This is a genomic window from Coprococcus intestinalis, from assembly GCF_023656595.1.
Taxonomy (GTDB): Bacteria; Bacillota; Clostridia; order Lachnospirales; family Lachnospiraceae; genus Coprococcus_A; species Coprococcus_A intestinihominis.
Genome location: NZ_JAMOKJ010000014.1, coordinates 18,489 through 37,735, shown reverse-complemented (window position 1 = coordinate 37,735; position 19,247 = coordinate 18,489). Strand labels below are relative to the sequence as shown.

General features: G+C 43.7%; 25 protein-coding genes. 22 read left to right on the top strand and 3 right to left on the bottom strand.

Annotated elements, in window-relative coordinates:
- The first annotated feature begins 7 nt into the window (after positions 1-7).
- The 3 genes from NBH03_RS11030 to NBH03_RS11020 are packed head-to-tail and all read left to right on the top strand — an operon-like array spanning position 8 to position 3,009.
- Complete coding sequence (locus tag NBH03_RS11030; protein ID WP_250799607.1) at positions 8-964, top strand: acyl-CoA dehydratase activase-related protein; 957 nt, start codon at positions 8-10, stop codon at positions 962-964.
- Positions 964-2,037: a 2-hydroxyacyl-CoA dehydratase gene (locus NBH03_RS11025; protein ID WP_250799606.1), complete on the top strand. Its 1,074-nt coding sequence runs from the start codon at positions 964-966 to the stop codon at positions 2,035-2,037. The genes NBH03_RS11030 and NBH03_RS11025 overlap by 1 nt, the downstream gene beginning before the upstream one ends.
- Positions 2,038-3,009, top strand: a complete 972-nt coding sequence (locus tag NBH03_RS11020) for an acyl-CoA dehydratase activase (RefSeq protein WP_015513775.1) — start codon at positions 2,038-2,040, stop codon at positions 3,007-3,009.
- A gap of 72 nt (positions 3,010-3,081) precedes the next feature.
- Here NBH03_RS11020 and NBH03_RS11015 read toward each other — a convergent pair whose 3' ends face one another.
- Entirely contained in the window at positions 3,082-3,948 is an 867-nt protein-coding gene (locus NBH03_RS11015; RefSeq protein ID WP_250799605.1) for a YitT family protein, read from the bottom strand.
- 217 nt (positions 3,949-4,165) lie between these two features.
- Between NBH03_RS11015 and NBH03_RS11010 the strand changes: the two genes are divergently transcribed.
- Positions 4,166-4,366, top strand: a complete 201-nt coding sequence (locus NBH03_RS11010; protein WP_015513773.1) for a DUF6472 family protein — start codon at positions 4,166-4,168, stop codon at positions 4,364-4,366.
- A 123-nt stretch (positions 4,367-4,489) separates the two neighbouring features.
- Here the strand turns inward: NBH03_RS11010 and NBH03_RS11005 are convergent, their stop codons facing one another.
- A complete protein-coding gene (locus NBH03_RS11005) occupies positions 4,490-5,041 on the bottom strand; it encodes a prolyl-tRNA synthetase associated domain-containing protein (protein ID WP_215689065.1) in 552 nt (183 codons plus the stop codon).
- 289 nt (positions 5,042-5,330) lie between these two features.
- On the opposite strand from NBH03_RS11005, the gene NBH03_RS11000 reads away from it, so the two are divergent.
- The 11 genes from NBH03_RS11000 to NBH03_RS10950 all read left to right on the top strand — a co-directional run bounded on the left by NBH03_RS11000 (position 5,331) and on the right by NBH03_RS10950 (position 13,893).
- Positions 5,331-5,993, top strand: coding sequence for an HAD family hydrolase (locus NBH03_RS11000; RefSeq protein WP_250799604.1), 663 nt, complete (start codon positions 5,331-5,333; stop codon positions 5,991-5,993).
- Positions 5,994-6,237: 244 nt separating this feature from the next.
- Positions 6,238-8,568, top strand: a complete 2,331-nt coding sequence (locus NBH03_RS10995; RefSeq protein ID WP_250799603.1) for an anaerobic ribonucleoside triphosphate reductase — start codon at positions 6,238-6,240, stop codon at positions 8,566-8,568.
- Positions 8,525-8,701 carry an anaerobic ribonucleoside-triphosphate reductase gene (gene nrdD / locus NBH03_RS10990; protein ID WP_015513769.1) on the top strand — a complete coding sequence of 59 codons (177 nt, stop codon included), beginning with the start codon at positions 8,525-8,527 and terminating at the stop codon, positions 8,699-8,701. Before NBH03_RS10995 ends, nrdD begins: the two co-directional genes overlap by 44 nt.
- A gap of 213 nt (positions 8,702-8,914) precedes the next feature.
- On the top strand, positions 8,915-9,448 hold the full coding sequence (gene nrdG, locus NBH03_RS10985) for an anaerobic ribonucleoside-triphosphate reductase activating protein (RefSeq protein WP_015513768.1): 534 nt from the start codon (positions 8,915-8,917) through the stop codon (positions 9,446-9,448).
- A gap of 83 nt (positions 9,449-9,531) precedes the next feature.
- Positions 9,532-10,047 (top strand): cob(I)yrinic acid a,c-diamide adenosyltransferase, encoded by a 516-nt coding sequence (locus NBH03_RS10980; RefSeq protein ID WP_250799602.1) that lies wholly within the window; start codon positions 9,532-9,534, stop codon positions 10,045-10,047.
- Between the two features lie 40 nt (positions 10,048-10,087).
- The gene (locus NBH03_RS10975) at positions 10,088-10,720 is read left to right on the top strand and encodes an NUDIX hydrolase (RefSeq protein ID WP_250799601.1); all 633 of its coding nucleotides are present in this window, start codon (positions 10,088-10,090) and stop codon (positions 10,718-10,720) included.
- Between the two features lie 44 nt (positions 10,721-10,764).
- On the top strand, positions 10,765-11,055 hold the full coding sequence (locus NBH03_RS10970) for a UPF0175 family protein (RefSeq protein ID WP_117540834.1): 291 nt from the start codon (positions 10,765-10,767) through the stop codon (positions 11,053-11,055).
- Positions 11,052-11,402, top strand: coding sequence for a PIN domain-containing protein (locus NBH03_RS10965; RefSeq protein WP_250799600.1), 351 nt, complete (start codon positions 11,052-11,054; stop codon positions 11,400-11,402). The genes NBH03_RS10970 and NBH03_RS10965 overlap by 4 nt, the downstream gene beginning before the upstream one ends.
- Positions 11,403-11,489: 87 nt before the next feature.
- On the top strand, positions 11,490-12,038 hold the full coding sequence (locus NBH03_RS10960) for a hypothetical protein (RefSeq protein ID WP_227082006.1): 549 nt from the start codon (positions 11,490-11,492) through the stop codon (positions 12,036-12,038).
- On the top strand, positions 12,035-12,925 hold the full coding sequence (locus NBH03_RS10955) for a LysR family transcriptional regulator (protein WP_250799599.1): 891 nt from the start codon (positions 12,035-12,037) through the stop codon (positions 12,923-12,925). Before NBH03_RS10960 ends, NBH03_RS10955 begins: the two co-directional genes overlap by 4 nt.
- A 206-nt stretch (positions 12,926-13,131) precedes the next feature.
- Positions 13,132-13,893, top strand: coding sequence for an SDR family NAD(P)-dependent oxidoreductase (locus NBH03_RS10950; RefSeq protein WP_215689071.1), 762 nt, complete (start codon positions 13,132-13,134; stop codon positions 13,891-13,893).
- Positions 13,894-14,094: 201 nt separating this feature from the next.
- On the opposite strand, the gene NBH03_RS10945 is transcribed toward NBH03_RS10950, so the two are convergent.
- On the bottom strand, positions 14,095-14,961 hold the full coding sequence (locus tag NBH03_RS10945) for a class I SAM-dependent methyltransferase (protein ID WP_250799598.1): 867 nt from the start codon (positions 14,959-14,961) through the stop codon (positions 14,095-14,097).
- A 635-nt stretch (positions 14,962-15,596) separates the two neighbouring features.
- Between NBH03_RS10945 and rpsJ the strand changes: the two genes are divergently transcribed.
- The 7 genes from rpsJ (at position 15,597) to rplV (ending at position 19,246) form a co-directional block, all read left to right on the top strand.
- On the top strand, positions 15,597-15,914 hold the full coding sequence (rpsJ, locus tag NBH03_RS10940; RefSeq protein ID WP_015513761.1) for a 30S ribosomal protein S10: 318 nt from the start codon (positions 15,597-15,599) through the stop codon (positions 15,912-15,914).
- A gap of 128 nt (positions 15,915-16,042) precedes the next feature.
- Complete coding sequence (gene rplC / locus NBH03_RS10935; protein ID WP_250799597.1) at positions 16,043-16,672, top strand: 50S ribosomal protein L3; 630 nt, start codon at positions 16,043-16,045, stop codon at positions 16,670-16,672.
- A gap of 27 nt (positions 16,673-16,699) precedes the next feature.
- Complete coding sequence (gene rplD / locus NBH03_RS10930; protein ID WP_015513759.1) at positions 16,700-17,320, top strand: 50S ribosomal protein L4; 621 nt, start codon at positions 16,700-16,702, stop codon at positions 17,318-17,320.
- Complete coding sequence (rplW, locus tag NBH03_RS10925; RefSeq protein ID WP_015513758.1) at positions 17,320-17,619, top strand: 50S ribosomal protein L23; 300 nt, start codon at positions 17,320-17,322, stop codon at positions 17,617-17,619. The genes rplD and rplW overlap by 1 nt, the downstream gene beginning before the upstream one ends.
- Positions 17,620-17,696: 77 nt before the next feature.
- The gene (gene rplB / locus NBH03_RS10920; RefSeq protein WP_117540823.1) at positions 17,697-18,539 is read left to right on the top strand and encodes a 50S ribosomal protein L2; all 843 of its coding nucleotides are present in this window, start codon (positions 17,697-17,699) and stop codon (positions 18,537-18,539) included.
- A gap of 12 nt (positions 18,540-18,551) precedes the next feature.
- The gene (rpsS, locus tag NBH03_RS10915; protein ID WP_015513756.1) at positions 18,552-18,830 is read left to right on the top strand and encodes a 30S ribosomal protein S19; all 279 of its coding nucleotides are present in this window, start codon (positions 18,552-18,554) and stop codon (positions 18,828-18,830) included.
- Between the two features lie 29 nt (positions 18,831-18,859).
- A complete protein-coding gene (gene rplV, locus NBH03_RS10910) occupies positions 18,860-19,246 on the top strand; it encodes a 50S ribosomal protein L22 (RefSeq protein WP_015513755.1) in 387 nt (128 codons plus the stop codon).
- Position 19,247: the final 1 nt, after the last annotated feature.

The window sequence follows — 19,247 nt, the reverse complement described above, 5'->3', positions numbered from 1 at the left end:
TATAGAGATGAAGGAAAGAAACAGTACGGCAGCCATCAGTGTGAAGGCACCTGTGATCGGACTGCCAAGGGCGATGCTGTATGATCGTTATGAAGTGTTGTGGAAGTCATTTTTTTCAGCGTTGGGTATGAAGGGTATTGTCAGCAAGCCTACCAATAAAGCGATGATTGAAGCGGGCTCAGCACTGGCAATTGATGAAGCCTGTCTTTCCACCAAGATTTATCTGGGCCATATTCAGTCGCTGATCGGAAAGTGTGATTATATTCTTGTTCCGAGAATCAGCAATTTCGGTCTGCACCGGAATATGTGTACGAAGTTTGAATCACTATATGACGTTGTCTGTAATGTGTTCCGTAATACGGATCAGAAGTTTGTTGCCTACAATGTAGATGCCCTTCAGAAGATTGATGAAGAGAAGGCTTTTGTGGATCTCGGAACAGCTCTCGGCTATGATAGGAAGACGGCACAGAAGGCTTATAAGAGGGCGAAGAGGAACGAAAGTGAAGACTGGAAGAAGAAGGTTCACGAAGAGGAAGCTTTGTATAAGTCACAGGGTATTAAGGTATTGATTGTTGCCCACAGCTATGTGTTAGGCGATGCTTACATCGGACAGCCTGTTATTGATTACCTGAAGGGTATGGAAGTGACGCCGATCCGCGCAGATGTTGTAGATCGTAAGGAAGCACTGAAGCAGAGTGCGAAGGTATCAAAGACGCTGAAGTGGGAGCTGAGCCGTGAACTGGTGGGCAGTATCCAGATGTATCGTGACAAGGTGGATGGTCTGATTCTCCTCAGCGCATTTCCGTGCGGACCGGATTCTATGGTGAATGAGATGATCATTCGTAAGTTCACCGGACTTCCGATTCTGAATATTGTTTTGGACAATCAGGATGGTACCGCTGGACTGGAGACGAGACTTGAGAGCTTCACGGATATCCTGAAGCTGAAGAAGGGGGTACTGTAATGGACATAGGAAAAAAGAAGGTGTCATTTCCAATGGTAGCTAATTACAACAGTGTGGTTCGCTACTTTGTGGAATGCGGTCTGGACGCGCAGTTTATCATGCCGCCGAAGATGACAAGGCGGACACTGGAGATTGGTTCGAGATACAGCCCGGATTATGTCTGTGCACCTTTTAAAAGCACATTAGGAAGTATGATCGATGCACTGGAAGCAGGTGCAGATACCCTGGTTATGACCATGGGATTATGCCGCCTGGGTTATTACGGCGAACTTCAGGAACAGATTATCCGTGATCTCGGCTATAATTTTGAGATGATCAATCTGGCAGAATATACAACGGGCAAGAACAGAGATTATCTGAAGGCGCTGCGTCGGATCAATCCGAAGATGAGTCTGGCAAAGTTTACACTGGCCGCTGCAGAGGGTCTGAAGATGGTGGAATATATCGATGAGATTGAGGCAGAATACTACAGAAATTGCGGTTTTGAACTCAACAAAGGTGACTATAAGAAAGCGTTGAACAGATTTTATCTGGCGATGAATATGGCGAAGTCCAAGAAGGATGTGGAGGAAGGCTATCGCGAAGCAAAACGTGAATTTAACCGTATTCCGATGGACAAGCCGGAGCAGCCTTTAAGAGTGGGTATCGTCGGAGAATATTTTACCATCATGGATCCTTTCTCCAATCTGGATCTTGAACAGAAGCTGGCGGATATGGGTGTGGAAGTGCATCGCTGGATGAATATTACCAATCGAAATCTGCACTATAAGGGACAGAAGAATCTTGGCGTTCAGATTGCCGAATATTGTCAGTATGAGATGGGACCGACATCCACAGCCAATATCTGGTGTGCGAAGAATTATGCGGTCAATGGCTTTGATGGTATCATTCATGTGAAATCTGCAGGCTGTACACCGGAGATTGACGTTATGCCGATTCTTCAGAATATCAGTGCGGATTATAAGATACCGGTATTATACCTGACTTACGATTCACAGACAAGTGATACGGGACTTGAGACCCGTGTGGAAGCATTTTACGACATGATAAGTATGAGAAAGAAGGTTGTCTAAATGGAAGAGGCATATCTTGGTGTTGATATAGGTTCGATTTCGACCAAAGGTGTTATTATAGATAAAAATTACAAGATTCTGGCCAGTGAATATATTTGGACAGAAGGCGATCCGATGGGTGCAGCGAGAAAACTGATCGAGCTTCTGGAGAAGCAGTTTGACAAAGAGAAATATCAGATCGTGGCAACAGGTACGACAGGCAGTGCCAGAAAGCTGGTAGGTGCCATGCTGGGCGCAACCATGGTGAAGAATGAGATCACGGCCCATGCAGTGGGAACAACTACACTTTATCCGGATGTACGGACGATTCTTGAGATCGGCGGACAGGATTCCAAGATTATCCTTGTGGAAAACGGCGTTGCTGTGGATTATGCGATGAATACGTTGTGTGCAGCCGGAACAGGTTCTTTCCTTTCAAGCCAGGCAAAGCGTCTGGGCGTGGAAGTCGAAGATTTCGGCAAGATCGCTCTGACATCCAAACACCCTACGCAGTTGGCGGCAAGATGTACGGTTTTTGCGGAATCGGATCTGGTGCATAAGATCCAGATGGGCCATACCAAAGAGGATATTATTGCCGGTCTCTGCCGTTCTGTTGTCAACAACTATCTGAACAATGTGGGTAAAGGCAAGAAGATTGTTTCACCGGTTGTATTCCAGGGCGGTGTGAGCAAGAATATCGGTGTTGTGGAGGCTTTTAAGAAGGCGCTGGGCTGTGATATCATCGTGGATGAGAACGGACATCTCATGGGTGCCCTCGGTATTGCGATTTTGGCAGGAAAGGGTAATAAGAAGAAAGTCTTTGATTTCTCTGTTGAAGATATGGTATTTAAGACAAGAGAGATTAACTGCGGACGCTGTCCGAATAATTGCGAGATCATCTGTGTATACAGAGATGACATGCTGATTGATTCATGGGGCAACAGATGCGATAAAGGTGCACTCAAAGCGGGCACACGTACCGGTGTCAAATAACAAAAAGGCATTTCTCTTCATTGGGGAAATGCCTTTTGTATATTTAGAACATCTGGAAGGATGTCCTGTTTACTAGTGATATTCCTTCTGCAGGGAGAAACCGCGGCCGCGAACTTCACGGACTTCATTGATGGTAATGAAGGCGTTTGGGTCAGTGGCATGGATCAGCTCCTGAAGTTTAAAAAGTTCACGGGGGGAGACAACCGTCAGTACAGCATAGGTTGGCCGGCCGGTATAACCGCCTTCGATAGAAAGGAGGGTTGTTCCGCGATCCAGATCTGTCTGGATTTTTTTGTTGATTTGCTGATACTCCGGACTGATGATCTTCAGCTGAATCTGACGTTTGCCGTTGATGAGCAGGCGATCCAGGATAACGGTGTAAAGAACAACCAGAAGGATGCCGTAGAGCACTTGTTCTCTGTCCGAAATGAAAATCTGCAGGATGAGTATGCAGAAATCAAATAAATACAGACTGACGGAAACCGGGAAACCGAGCTTCTTCTCAATGACAAGGGGTGGAATATCCATACCGCCTGTGGAGGCACCGGCCTGAATAACAAGCCCGAGTCCGATACCGATACCTGCACCGGCAAAAAGGGTGGCAAGCATCATGTCATCTGTCAGAGGGCCTACACGGCTGGACAGCAGCTGCAGAATGCTTAAGAAAAACGGATACTCAAATGTGCTGAGGATTGTTGTCAGGGCAAATGCTTTGCCGAGGACCCAGGCACCGAGAAGGAACATGGCAATATTGAAGACATAGACAAAGGCTGTGATCGGTATATGGAACATATATTGACCGAAAAGCGCCAGTCCTGTTGTGCCGCCGGTGATCAGATTATTCGGAAGAATAAAAAAGGCAACAGCGACAGTATAAATCAGATTGCCCAGGGAAATGATCAAAAAATTGTGAAGGGTTTTTGAGATGTTCTTTTGCATGCTGTGTTACTCCTTTGCTGTGATAAAACAAAAAAGGAAGATGAATAAAATCCATCTTCCTTCAATAAATATAGTGATAAAAAATATTCCGTTGTCTGAATGCGTGGTATAATAGACACATGGAAAAACCTTCTTTTAAACAAGTAATAGTCATTAATGGATTTAGTTTACACCAAAATAGCACAAATGTAAATATTATTTTTGAGGGAAACGGATGATGAACAAGAAAACAGAAAAGAAAAGAATCTCAAGCTGCGATATATGTATGAATTATACCTATGATGAAGATTATGAGTGCTATACCTGTGAAGTGGATCTGGATGAGGATGAAATGGCCCATTTCATGCAGGATACCTACTATAACTGCCCGTATTTTCAGATGGGGGATGAGTACAAGATTGTGCGCAAGCAGATGTAGCGGCACAGGGAATGAAAATTGCCTTGAAGAAAAGACTGTCCATATGATGATGCAGATGGTTCATCATATCGGCAGTCTTTTGACATATACATCAGAATTATGCAGTGTGCATAAACAATATACTTAGAGATTGACGTAAAGAACGTCGTGGTTCGTATACGGCAGAAACTTGTTCAGAACGTCGTTGGTGGCCAATGTGAGGCTGGAAGTGTTGATGCATGGGTGGCATCCGATCAATGGCTGATCGACAACTTCCTGATCCATGACAAGCTGAACATGGTGCTCGTGATCATTCATCAGTCCGAGAATACTTGCAGAGCCCGGGGTCAGATCAAGATAGGCTTCCATATATTCCGGCGGAGCAAAGGATAATCTGGATGAATTGATCTGTTTGCAGAAATCCCGTGTGACGAATTTCTTGTGTCCCGGCATCATCAGAAGGTAGAACTTCGTCTTCTGTGAATTACAGAGGAACAGGTTCTTACAAATCTCGACACCCAGAAACTTGTCAACATCCTGGCATTCATCAATGGTGTTCATAGCGTCGTGGTCAATGCGGACAAAAGGTATGCTCAATTCTTCAAGAAGATCGTAAACGCGATTTTCTTTCTCGAGACGCTCATCCGTAGGACGTGTGGTATAAATTGTAGGATCTATATGTTTTCTGTCAGTCATTTAAATCGCCTCTTTCTTCCTATTAAAATGTATTAATCTATATCATGGATACTACTATACAGCGTTTTTTTCAAAAATCAAGAGGCATATTGGCAAAGGATCAGATAAGAAAAGAGATTCGGAAAAAGGATGACCAATAAAAACGACATTTTGAAAAGAAATGTGTATAAACGAAACAAACTGGTTCTACCAGTAAATGGCAAAGTATTGAGCAAAAAATACTGTGCAGGGAAAATAAAAAGGTGTATAATAGGCATTACGGAAATTTTTCGGTACAACGGAGGTAAAAATGAGCAGACGATATGATACGGTTATTTTTGACCTGGATGGAACACTGTTAAATACACTGGAGGATCTGGCAGATGGTGTCAATGCAGCGCTGAAGCATTTTGGAAGACCGGAGCGGACATTGGATGAAGTACGTCAGTTTGTCGGCAACGGCGTGCTGAATCTGATGGACCGGGCAGTGCCGGAAGGAAAGGAAGCAAAGGATTTTCAGGCAATCTATGAGTGGTTTAAAGCCTACTATGCCGCACATTCAGAGGTGAAAACACGTGCCTATGACGGAATACCTGAACTTTTGAAGCAGCTGCAGGCAGAACACTTCAAGATGGCCATTGTGTCCAACAAGTTTCATGACGCCGTATGTCAGCTCAGCAGATGTTATTTCGGAGAATTGCTTCCGGTATCTATTGGTGAGAATGAGGCTGCCGGGATCAGGAAGAAACCTGCGCCGGACACAGTTTTTACAGCCTTGGAGCGTCTGGGTTCCACCGTTGAACATGCTGTGTACATCGGAGATTCTGAGGTGGATGCTGCGACAGCCCGCAATGCAGGAATGGACTGTATACTGGTGAGCTGGGGATTCAGAGAGCGTGAATTACTGGCATCATACGATCCTGTAGCGATTGCAGATCGGCCGTCGGATATATGGGAGATACTGAATCGGTAAGTGGAACAGGAGCAACTGTATACAGTATGAAGTATGAAATTATAAAACACTGTCAATAACATTGACATTCTATTGAAATCACAATATAATACTAAATGTTGTATCGTGTAAGATTTATAAGCACCATATATACGAACATAAAACAAATTCAAAATAAAGTCTTAGGACCGGAAAACAGCGCAGATCATGTGCGATTGAAGGCTTATAGCTTATAGCAAATAGACTATAGAGGGAGCGTAAACGGATGATAGAGAAGATACAAAAAAGAAATGGCCAGATGGTGGCGTTTGATTCAGTGAAGATTCTGAATGCTATCAGCAGAGCCAATATGGCAGTTGAAGATGAGGTGATGGAACCGGCTGATCTGTCTTACCTGACACAGAAAGTGTGCAGTCAGCTGAACCCGGATGAAGTTGTCACAGTTGAGCATGTACAGGATGTTGTGGAGGAGACGTTGATCCGTTTTGATTATGCGAAGACTGCCAAGGCATACATTCTCTATCGTGCTGAGCACACGAAGATCCGTCAGACGGAATCCGATCTGATGGATATTTATTCCAAGCTGACCTATTCCAGTGCCATGGATGAAGATATCAAGCGAGAAAACGCAAATATTGATGGTGATACGGCCATGGGTACAATGCTGAAATACGGTTCAGAAGGTGCGAAGTATTTCGTTGATAATTATGTTTTGCCGAAGGATATCGCAGCAGCCCATATCAACGGTGATATCCATATCCATGACAAGGATTTCTATATGCTGACAGAGACTTGCTGTCAGATTGACCTGATCAAGTTGTTTAAGAATGGCTTTTCAACCGGCCATGGGCATCTGAGAGAGCCTCAGTCCATTATCAGCTATGCAGCACTGGCATGTATCACGATCCAGGCCAATCAGAACGAGATGCATGGCGGACAGAGCATTCCGAACTTTGATTATGCGATGGCAGACGGCGTGAAGAAGACGTATGCCAAGGAATATTATACATGGCTGGCAGCCAGCATGCGGCTGGAGGCAGGTATTGATGATGGACAGGCAGCTGCTATCATTGCCCGTGCGAAATCCGAGATTACAGAGGAACTGCGCATTGCCAATATGGATGCCTACGGCAAAGCTTTGCTGGCACTGAAACCTGAGGGAATTTCAGAGGAAGATTTGAAGAAGGCACATGATTTTGCTGTTGCTGAAGCGTTGAAGACGACAGAGAAGCAAACCCATCAGGCAATGGAGGCCCTGATCCATAATCTGAATACTATGAATTCCCGTGCCGGTGCCCAGGTGCCGTTCAGCTCTGTTAATTACGGCACAGATACATCCGAGGAAGCCAGAATGGTGATCAGGAATCTGTTGACAGCTACAGAGGATGGCCTTGGCGGCGGAGAGACCCCAATCTTCCCGGTTCAGATTTTTAAGGTCAAGGAAGGTGTGAATTTCAATCCGGGTGATCCGAACTATGACTTGTTCCAGTTGGCTTTAAAGACTTCTGCGCAGCGTCTGTTCCCAAACTTCAGTTTTATTGATGCGCCGTTTAATCTTCAGTATTATCGTCCGGGTGATTATAATACAGAAGTTGCTTACATGGGTTGCCGTACAAGGGTTATGGGCAATGTCTACGATCCGACCAAGGAAGTAACCTGCGGCAGAGGCAATTTAAGCTTCACATCCATTAACCTGCCACGTCTGGGTATCGAAGCCCATGGCGACATTGACAAGTTTTTCAAGTCATTGGATGATATGATAGATCTTGTTATCCGTCAGCTGATGCACCGTTTCAAGATTCAGTGCTCCAAGGTTGTCAGAAACTATCCGTTCCTGATGGGACAGGGTATCTGGATTGATTCAGAACATCTGGATATGGATGATAGTGTAGCAGAGGTTCTGAAGCATGGTACATTGAGCGTCGGATTCATTGGTCTGGCAGAGACATTGAAGGCACTGACAGGCAAGCATCATGGTGAATCAGAAGCATCCCAGAAGCTGGGACTTGAGATCATCGGTCATATGCGCAATCGTATGGATGAAGAATCCCGGAAGACAGGCCTGAACTTTACATTGCTGGCAACACCGGCAGAAGGTTTAAGCGGTCGTTTTGTCCGGATTGATCAGAAGAAATACGGCAAGATTCCGGGCGTAACAGACAGAGAGTACTATACTAACTCATTCCATGTGCCTGTTTATTATCCGATTAAGGCTTATAAGAAAATTCAGCTGGAGGCACCTTATCATGCACTGACCAATGCGGGACATATCAGCTATGTCGAGTTGGACGGTGACACATGTAAGAACCTGAAGGCATTTGAATCTGTGATCCGATACATGAAGGAGCAGGGCATCGGTTATGGTTCCGTGAACCATCCGGTAGACCGTGATCCGGTGTGTGGATACACAGGCGTTATAGATGATATCTGTCCGCGATGCGGACGTAAAGAAGGAGAACCGGTCAGCCTGGCTTTCCTTAAGGAACTCAGAAAGAAATATCCGAATGTACCGGTGTACACGGATGAAGAAATTATGGCAGGAGGAATTGAACATGACTGGAGAAGAACTCAGGAATGCGGATGCAGCAGCAAATAGTGCAGTAGTAGGTGAAGGCGTGAAATTTGAAAGAATCCGTCGAATCACAGGTTACCTTGTAGGTACAACAGACCGATTCAACGACGCAAAACGTGCAGAAGAACACGACCGCGTAAAACATGGCCTGAACTAAGGAACATATAAACTATTAGTTAAGTGATAGTGCTAGACATATACTTGGCTAAAATATAACCTACACAAAAGAAAAATCGGCTGCCCGATAGCGGCCGATTTTTCTGGTATCAGAGATTGTATAGAAAGACAGATAATTTTGAGACATAAAAAACTGTAGCGAGAACTATGGAGGTTTCAAAATTATCGTCAACATAGAAACGGGAGAAGAAAAATGGACAACTGGGAAGCCGAAACACTCAATATCAGCGGAATTGTGGATGATTCTATTGTGGATGGGCCGGGCCTGCGGTATACTATATTTGTGCAGGGATGTCCGCATGGATGTCCGGAATGCCACAATCCGCAAACGCACAGTTTTGAAGAGAACAAACGTGTAACCCTTGGTCAACTCATGTCAGAGATCAAGGAGAATCCACTGTTGTACGGGGTAACTTTTTCAGGCGGAGAGCCTTTCTGCCAGCCGGGGCCGCTGGCGATTCTTGGTCAGCAGATAAAGAAGGCAGGCATGCATCTAATGTGTTACAGTGGTTATACGTATGAGCAGCTTTTGAAAAGAGCAGAGACAGAGCCGGATGTGACCGCATTACTCAATGTAGTGGATGTTTTGGTGGATGGCCCATTTCTGATTGTTGAACGTGATTTGGAACTTTTATACAGGGGCAGCAGGAATCAGCGTCTGATCGATCTGAAAGCGATGCGTGAAAAAGGAGACAGATCGCATGTGATTTTGTGGCAGGAAATGTAGCGCACGGCTAAAATAAATCATAAGAAAATCAGCTGATCATACAGAAAAATGAATAATATGGTAATTTACGAGGGGGCATAGGCATGCATCATATTTATACCGGGGATGGTAAAGGCAAGACAACAGCAGCGGTAGGGCTGGCGGTACGGTGTGCAGGAAGCGGCAGAAGAGTGCTTTTTACACAATTTCTTAAACCGGCGAAATCCGGTGAAATAGAAGCCATGGAAGATATGGAGAATATGCAGATCTGGCTTTGTCCGGCAGAGTTTGGTTTCACCTGGCAGATGACGGATGAAGAGAAGGATGAAGCAAAAGATATTTATGAACGTTATATATGGGATATTACTCGAATGGTTTTACAGGGGAATTTCTCTATGCTTGTGATGGACGAAGTGATTGGTGCATGCAATGCAGGACTTGTGAATGAGGATGAATTGAGGGAGATGCTGGAACAGTTTCCGGATGATATGGAGGTTGTTCTGACGGGACGCAATCCGTCAGAACAGTTGTGTGAGTGGGCGGATTATCTGACTGAAATGAAGAAAATCAAGCATCCTTTTGATCAGGGAGTCAAAGCGCGCAAAGGTATTGAATATTAATAGCAGAGGTATTCGGTTTGAGTAGAAGGATGGTAGAGAGATGTTTGAGACATTAAAGGGCAGAATACCGAAGTCCATTGATGAAGATGAATATCGTAAGTTTGCAGTGATGGTGGCTCTGCTAAAACAGGAAGACGGACTGCATGTTGTCTTCGAAAAACGTGCAGGCGGATTGAAGCGGCAGCCGGGAGAGATTTGTCTGCCGGGCGGCGCAAGAGATGGCAATGAATCATCGGAGACGAATGCCATCCGTGAGACGATGGAAGAATTGAAGGTATCCCGTGAGCAGATTCATATGATTGCGCAGATGGATACGCTGTATACAGCCTATGACAATAAGGTTTCTGTCTATCTGTGCGAATTGACAGATTATGAGATGACTTATAATAAAAACGAGGTGGCAGAAATTTTTACCGTGCCACTGAAATTCTTCATGGAAACGGAACCGGAGGCTTATACGAATACAGTGCGCCTGATGCCGCCGGAAGATTTTCCTTTTGATCAGGTTCCGGGAGGACGGAACTACCATTGGCGGGATGGACATAAGAAAGTCTATTTTTATTATTATAAAGATTGGATTATCTGGGGGCTGACGGCTTATGTGCTGCGAGGCGTTGTTCGAACATTGAAAACAGAACTTCCGGCGCTTGATTGTGAGAATCTGGTTGTATAGGAATGGAATAACAGGTATAATGAAAAGAGAAAGGATGTGATATTATGGTAGCAACAGAATCTGTAACTATCAAAGTTCCGGTAGGAATGTCGAAATATCTGGTAACAGTGAATCCGGAAACCGAGCTGACAAGAAATGCTTTATTGTTGTACCCATATATATTAAATCAGACCATATCTCATGGGCGTGCAGCAGAAATTCTTGGAATCAGGAAATCCGAATTAATTGATTTATATGATAAGTTGGGTTATTCTTACTTTGATATGACATTGGATGATTTGGATGAAGAACTGAATACTTTCAGAATGCTTAAAAAGAAGGAGACTGTGGTATGATTGTTGTATCGGATACAACACCATTGATATCACTTTTGAAAATCAGTCGGTTAGATTTACTTGAGAAATTGTTTGGGGAGGTTTTAATTCCATCGGCTGTATTTAATGAATTGACGACAGATGAATTAAATGCAGAGTTGTTGTTGATGGATGAAGCAAAAGGAAGAAATGTATCATCTCAAATGGGATTACAAATCATGGGAACGATAGGTATTCTTATGGCGGCTTACGAAGACCATGAATTAACATCCAATGAAGTCAAAGAATGTATTGATGGTTTAAAGAGAGCAGGGAGACATATTGGGCAGCGGCATTATCACATACTACTTAGTAGATTAAATGATTAGTTTTGAACAATAAAAAATAATCGAGAGTTTACAGTGTAAGTAGACTCTCGGTTTTATTTACAAACATATGATGAAAAGAGGCATGATATGAAAAACTTTACAGGAAAAGTGACGGATGTTGACAATAACGGCAATCCGATTAAGAAGAAATCCAGTGGAAAGAACGGCAAGAAATCCGGTTTTAAGAAGCCGGCGGCAGTGAAAAAATCATCAGGTAAAAAGCCGTTGAAGGATATTACGGCTGTGATGACGAAGAAGCCGGTGCGAAAGATTGTGGAATATTATTATTTCTTTAATGAAGAGATGGACGCCAGAAAACTGCAGTCAGCGGTAGGCGAAAAATGGTTTGAAAAGGCAGATATCTGGCCGGAACTGAATCTGATGGAAGTGGAGATGAATTTTGATTCTCTGATTTTTCAGAATGCTGAGGAGTGTTTTATAGATCCGGCCGACCAGCAGTGGTTTGAGGAGCAGGGTATTAAGACAAAGTACCAGATCAGTTATGATACCGGTGATATTGAAGCTGTTCGGGAAGTGCTTCACAACATTATGGCTGCCCTCGGCGGAAGAATCTGCAGCGATACAGACGATTTTGAACCGAGCTGCACGGCGGATACACTGGACAAACTCATATGAATTCACAGCAGATAGCGTATTTTCTTGAGGTTGTCAGACAGGGAAGCTTTACAAAGGCTGCCCAGGTGCTGTATACGTCACAGCCGTCTTTAAGCCGTCAGATCGCGCGGCTGGAAGATGAGTTTGGGGCGGAACTTTTTTGTCGTTCAAGAACAGGAGCTGTTTTATCACCGATCGGGAAGAAATATTATGATTTATTTGTCGAGATGGAGAAACGTCTGGCGGAGCTTTCCATGGAGGCGAAGAGAGAGTCTCTGCAGCTTGAAAAGAGCGTTCATATCGGAGTGCCGGAAGGGTGGGATGTTCTCCCATTGATCGAGGAAATGGAAGCGTTGTTGTCAGCGCGCGGTGAAGAATTGAAAATGATTTTTTCGGCTTATAGTTACCGTTTGCTGCTGTCCCAGCTTCGCAATCATCAGATTGACGGATGTATTTGCCCGAAGGGCCTGATTGTGCCGCTGGAACATATGGCCTTTCTTGATCTGCCGCCCCTTCAGAATGTGCTGCTGTATTCCAGAAAGCATTGCCCGCCGGAAAACGGACAGGAATATACGGTGAAAGATTTCAGAAAGGAGAAACTGCTGCTTCTTGAGCAGGAGGATACTTCTATTCCGAAGGCGTATCAGTTGGGCTTTCTGCAGGATAAAGGCATTATCCCTGAGACAAAAGAATACCACAATATTGATTCAATCCTGTTGGATGTGAGTCTGGATAAAGGCTTTGCCATCTCAGATATCTGGTCAAGGGGCGCATTTGACAGGAATCTGTCCTGTTTGAAATTGGATCAGAAAATGCCCATCTGTGTGGCATGGCCGAAGAATCATTCCTTTGATGAGATGCGATTGTTTGCCAATTTGTTTAAAGAGAGCATGGAGTCTCTGCAGTAATGCAGGGACTTTTTTGGCCTGCGAAGCAGACTTGAATGCTGTTTCGAATTTATAGGCAAATCTGGCATACGTATTTAATTGTGGAAATTTTAGCATGCATTTTTCGTTATATACGACATGAATGAATGGGTATTTTACAGTGGCCTGACCGGATGGTAAACTTCCTATTAGAAAAACAAGTTTATGAAAAATGGAGGATTTTTAATATGGGTTTAGTAGAAGGTAAAGTCATTATTGTAACAGGTGCCAGCTCAGGTATTGGTGAGAAAACAGCAGAAGTATTAGCAGCAGAAGGTGCGAAGGTTGTTCTTGCTGCCCGCAGAAAAGAAAAGCTGGAAGATGTGGCAAATCGTATTATCGCAGCAGGCGGTGAAGCTTATACAGTCAGTGGTGATGTCAGTGTCAGAGAAGATTGCGACAGAATTGCAGAGGAAACAGTAAAGAAATACGGTCGCATCGATGTGCTTGTCAACAATGCAGGTATCGGCGATAAACAGATGGCGATCACACGATGCAGCGATGAATGGTGGAGACAGATTATTGCTGTCAATCAGGATTCTGTTTTCTATATGTCAAGAGCAGCCCTTGTTTACATGGAAAAACAGGGAGAAGGTTCTATCGTTAACATTTCTTCCATCGGCGGTGTATTTGCAAACGCAGGTATTGCTTACAGTGCAGCAAAAGCAGCCGTTGTGGCTATGACAAAGAACGTGGCTATTCAGTTTGCAGGCAAAGGTATCAGATGTAATGCTGTGTGTCCGGGCCCTACAATCACACCACTGCTTTCATCAGATGAAATTGCAACATTTGATCAGGAATTCATGAAGACATGCAATGAGCATATCTGTAGAAGTGTACCAAAGGCAGAGGCAGTGGACCAGGCCAATGCGATCCTTTATTTCGCAAGTGATCTGTCAAAAGCTGTGACAGGTCAGGCCCTGGTAGTCGATTACGGCTGTAATCTGTAAAAAAGTAAAAACGCTGCATATATGAAACATCGGTCGAGTCTGTTTTATATATGCAGCGTTTTTCTTGTTTTTATGAGTGTAATACTACTAACGTCAGTTGCCCGGAATTAAGTCCTATAATCGGGAAATTACTTTTACATTTTACAAATTTCTTCGTAAGAATAACAAATCTCAATTCATAAAAGACTTGCTATGCAGTTTTTAGTGTTCCCAGCGTCCTGAAGCACCGCATGGCAGTACCAGTCCATTGCCGGATACCGGAAGCCCAACTTCATCGGCGATGACATGGCCGCCGTGATTGGCCTTGACAGCGGTTGAGAGCATGTAAGTCAGAACGGCCGGCTGAAGTCCGGTTGTGTAGGAGTTCACAAGGAAGAACAGCGGATTGTCGCTGAGCAGTTTCTCGCATAACTGGATGAATGGGTAAATGGATGTCTCAATCTTCCAGATTTCGCCCTTAGGGCCGCGGCCGTAGGATGGTGGGTCCATGATGATGGCATCATAGTGATTGCCGCGTCGGATCTCACGTTCTACAAACTTCTGGCAGTCATCAACAATCCAGCGGACACTTGTCTCAGGCAGTCCGGAGAGTTTGGCATTTTCCTTGGCCCAGCCCACCATGCCTTTGGAAGCGTCTACATGGGTTACATGGGCGCCGGCTTTGGCAGCCGCACATGTAGCACCGCCTGTGTAGGCAAAAAGGTTCAGAATCTTCACAGGGCGGTTGGCCTTCTTAATGATAGAAGAGAACCAGTCCCAGTTGGCAGCCTGTTCTGGGAACAGACCGGTGTGTTTGAAGCTGAATGGCTTTAAATTAAAAGAAAGGCCGAGATGGTGGTACTGAATCGTCCATTGCTCCGGCAGGTCAAAAAACTCCCATTCGCCGCCACCTTTATTACTGCGGTGGTAATGACCGTTCATCTTCTTCCAGTGTTTATCCGTTTTTGGTGTATTCCAGATGACCTGCGGGTCCGGGCGTACAAGAATGTACTGTCCCCAGCGTTCAAGCTTTTCACCGCCGCAGGTATCGATGACTTCATAATCTTTCCAATTATCAGCAGTCCACATAATATCCTCCATAATATATAAAATCAATAGGTCCGTGGTTACAGACGCTATATCCAATAAAAGCAGGGTGCTATACGTGTGTATGCGCAATCCTTGCTTATTATAGTATAAATAATGCAGCGTATTTTTACAATATATAAATACAATTGAATTGAATATCAATCAGATGAAGTTTTTGATAGGGGTGCAAGGATGTGGACGATAGGTGCTTTTGGGAGGCAGTTGGATGCGGATAGATAGTGTTATATTATAGAAGAAACAGAAAAAGCGTGTGATTCGGAATGCATTTGGAGGTTAGTTCTGAACAGTTACGTGTATTTCAACAAATACATAAAAAGTTTGAGTTTTTTCAAAAAAACACTTGCATTCCTATATTTTATGGTATATACTAGAGAAGCTTGTGACATTGATAGCTATGAAGCGTGAGGTTGCTGCGAGGGTTGCGCAGGTGTTCCGTGGAGCGAATGTCAAGTTTGAAAACTGGCGACAAGTCACTGTACAAAGTTAACAAGGTCTGTCTATAGAAGAATGTAAGACAGAATAGGTGTGTGTTGACATCAGGAAACACACGGGAAAGTGTACAGTCACCGCTTGTCGTACTTAATGAATAGTGCGAAAAGGAGGCGGCTTTTTTTATGGCAAGTCAAGTAATGAGAATTACACTCAAAGCGTATGATCACAAATTAATCGATCAGAGCGCTGGTAAAATTATCGAAACTGTAAAGAAAACAGGATCTAAGGTGAGCGGTCCAGTTCCTCTTCCAACAAAGAAGGAAGTTGTTACAATCTTAAGAGCGGTTCACAAATACAAAGATTCCAGAGAACAGTTTGAACAGCGTACACATAAGAGACTGATTGATATCATCGCTCCAAATCAGAAAACAGTTGATGCATTATCCAGACTGGAAATGCCTGCTGGCGTTTACATCGACATCAAGATGAAAACAAAATAATAACATTGAAAACAATCCTTAGGTATTGGGTTGATATAGATTCAGACGAAAGTCGAAGATGTACTCAATGCGTCTAGGATGAACGCAATAGCGTTCCGCTGTAGATTTAAACAGGAGGTGCATTCTTAATGAAGAAAGCAATTTTAACAACGAAAGTTGGTATGACTCAGGTCTTCGGTGAAGACGGAGTTTTAACACCAGTAACAGTTCTTCAGGCTGGCCCTTGTGTAGTAACACAGGTTAAGACAGTTGAGAATGATGGTTACAGTGCAGTCCAGGTTGGTTTTGGCGACATCAGAGAAAAACTGGTCAACAAACCAAAGAAAGGCCATTTTGCAAAAGCTGGCGTAACAGCTAAGAGATTTCTTAAGGAATTCAGACTGGAAGATGCTGAAAGCTATACTTTAGGTCAGGAAATCAAAGCAGACGTATTCGCTGCTGGCGACAAAGTAGATGCAACAGCTAAATCAAAAGGTAAAGGCTTCCAGGGTGCAATCAAGAGACATGGACAGTCTAGAGGACCTATGGCTCATGGTTCCAAATATCACAGACATGCAGGTTCTAACGGATCAGCAACAACTCCAGGCCGTGTATTCAAGGGCAAACATATGCCAGGTCACATGGGCGCAGTAAGAGTTACAGTTCAGAACCTTGAGGTTGTAAGCGTTGACGCTGAGAAGAACCTTATCCTGGTTAAGGGCGCAGTACCTGGACCAAAGAAATCTTTAGTAATGCTGAAAGAATCAGTAAAAGCTTAATTGGTTTGAGAAAGGAGGACATTACAGATGGCAAAGTTATCTGTTTACAATATTGAAGGTAATCAGGTTGGAGAAATCGAACTGAATGATGCCGTATTTGGTGTAGAAGTTAATGAAAATCTCATGCACAAGGCAGTAGTTGCTCAGCTTGCAGCATCCCGTCAGGGAACACAGAGCGCAAAGACACGTTCTGAAGTAAGCGGCGGCGGCAGAAAGCCATGGAGACAGAAAGGAACAGGTCATGCAAGACAGGGTTCAACAAGATCTCCACAGTGGACAGGCGGTGGCGTAGTATTCGCTCCAAAGCCAAGAGATTATTCAATCAAATTAAACAAGAAAGAAAGAAGACTGGCTATTAAGTCTGCATTAACAACAAAGGTTAATGAAAGCAAGCTTATCGTTCTTGATTCTTTCGAACTTGACGAAATCAAAACAAAGAAATTCGTAGCAGTTATGAATAACTTAAAGGCTGAAAAAGCTCTGGTTGTTTTAAATGAAAAGAACGACAACGTTATCAAATCCGCTAACAACGTTCCTACAGTAAAGACTGCTCTTACAAATACTATTAACGTATATGACATTCTGAAGTACGATACACTTGTACTGACACAGGATGCAGTTGCAACAATTCAGGAGGTTTATGCATAATGGCAGATTTAAAATATTATGATGTCATCCTCAAACCAGTCATCACTGAAAAGAGTATGAATGCAATGGCTGATAAGAAGTATACATTCCTGGTTCATCCGGATGCAACAAAGTCTCAGGTTAAAGAAGCTGTTGAAAAAATGTTCGCTGGAACAAAGGTAGCAAGTGTTAATACTATGAACTACGATGGTAAGACAAAGAGACGTGGTATGACATTTGGTAAGACAGCAAAGACAAAGAAAGCTATCGTTAAACTGACAGCTGAAAGTGCTGACATCGAAATCTTCGAAGGCCTTTAAGATCAGGCCGTAAGGCACAACGAATTATATGCAAATAAGCATGACAATAAATCAGACACTTGAAAGGAGTGAACGAAATGGGTATCAGAACATATAACCCATATACACCTTCCAGAAGACATATGACCGGTTCCGATTTCTCTGAGATCACAAAGTCAACACCAGAGAAGTCCCTTACAGTATCCAAGAACAGCAAAGCTGGTCGTAATGCTCAGGGTAAAATTACAGTAAGACATCGCGGCGGCGGTGCTAAGAGAAAATACAGAATCATTGATTTTAAGAGATATAAAGATGGTATTCCTGCAACTGTTAAATCTATCGAATACGATCCAAACAGAACAGCAAATATCGCTCTGATCTGCTATGCAGATGGTCAGAAAGCATATATCATCGCTCCTAACGGCTTACAGGTTGGCGCAGTTCTTATGAACGGACCTGAAGCAGAAATCAAGCTTGGTAACTGCTTACCACTGGCTCAGATTCCTGTAGGTACAATGGTACACAACGTTGAGCTTCACCCAGGTAAGGGCGGACAGCTTGTTCGTTCCGCTGGTAACGCTGCTCAGCTGATGGCTAAAGAAGGCAAATACGCTACATTAAGACTGCCATCAGGTGAAATGAGACTTGTTCCTATCCAGGCAAGAGCTACTGTTGGACAGGTTGGCAACATTGATCACGAACTGATCAACATCGGTAAAGCAGGACGTAAGCGTCACATGGGTATCAGACCTACTGTTCGTGGTTCCGTAATGAACCCTAATGACCATCCACATGGTGGTGGTGAAGGTCGTGCGCCTATCGGTCGTTCTGGTCCTATGACTCCATGGGGTAAACCAGCTCTGGGTTATAAGACTCGTAAGAAGAATAAACATTCTAACAAGATGATCGTAAGAAGACGCGACGGAAGCATGATTAAATAAGGAGGTTAGATTATGGCCAGATCACTTAAAAAAGGACCATTTGCAGATGAGAGCTTACTTAAAAAAGTAGACGCTATGAACGCAGCAGGCGATAAGTCAGTTATCAAGACATGGTCACGCCGTTCAACTATTTTCCCACAGATGGTTTCACATACAATCGCAGTACACGATGGCAGAAAACATGTTCCAGTATATATCACAGAAGATATGGTTGGTCACAAATTAGGTGAATTTGTAGCAACAAGAACATACAGAGGACATGGTAAAGACGAAAAGAAATCAAGACGTTAAGATTATAGTTTGAAAGGAGGCTTTCATCCATGGCTAAAGGACATAGATCCCAGATCAAGAGAGAAAGAAACAGCAATAAGGATACAAGACCAAGCGCAAAGCTGTCTTTTGCAAGAATTCCTGTTCAGAAAGCTTGTTTCGTTCTTGACGCAATCAGAGGCAAGGATGTAGAAACAGCATTAGCAATTTTAGCATACAACCCAAGATATGCTTCAACAGTTATCGATAAATTATTAAAATCAGCAATTGCAAACGCAGAAAACAACAACGGTATGGACAGAAGCAAACTCTTTATCGAAGAGTGCTACGCAAGCAATGGCCCAATCATGAAGAGAGTACAGCCTAGAGCACAGGGCAGAGCTTACAGAATCGAAAAGAGAATGAGCCATATCACAATCGTGCTGAATGAAAGATAAG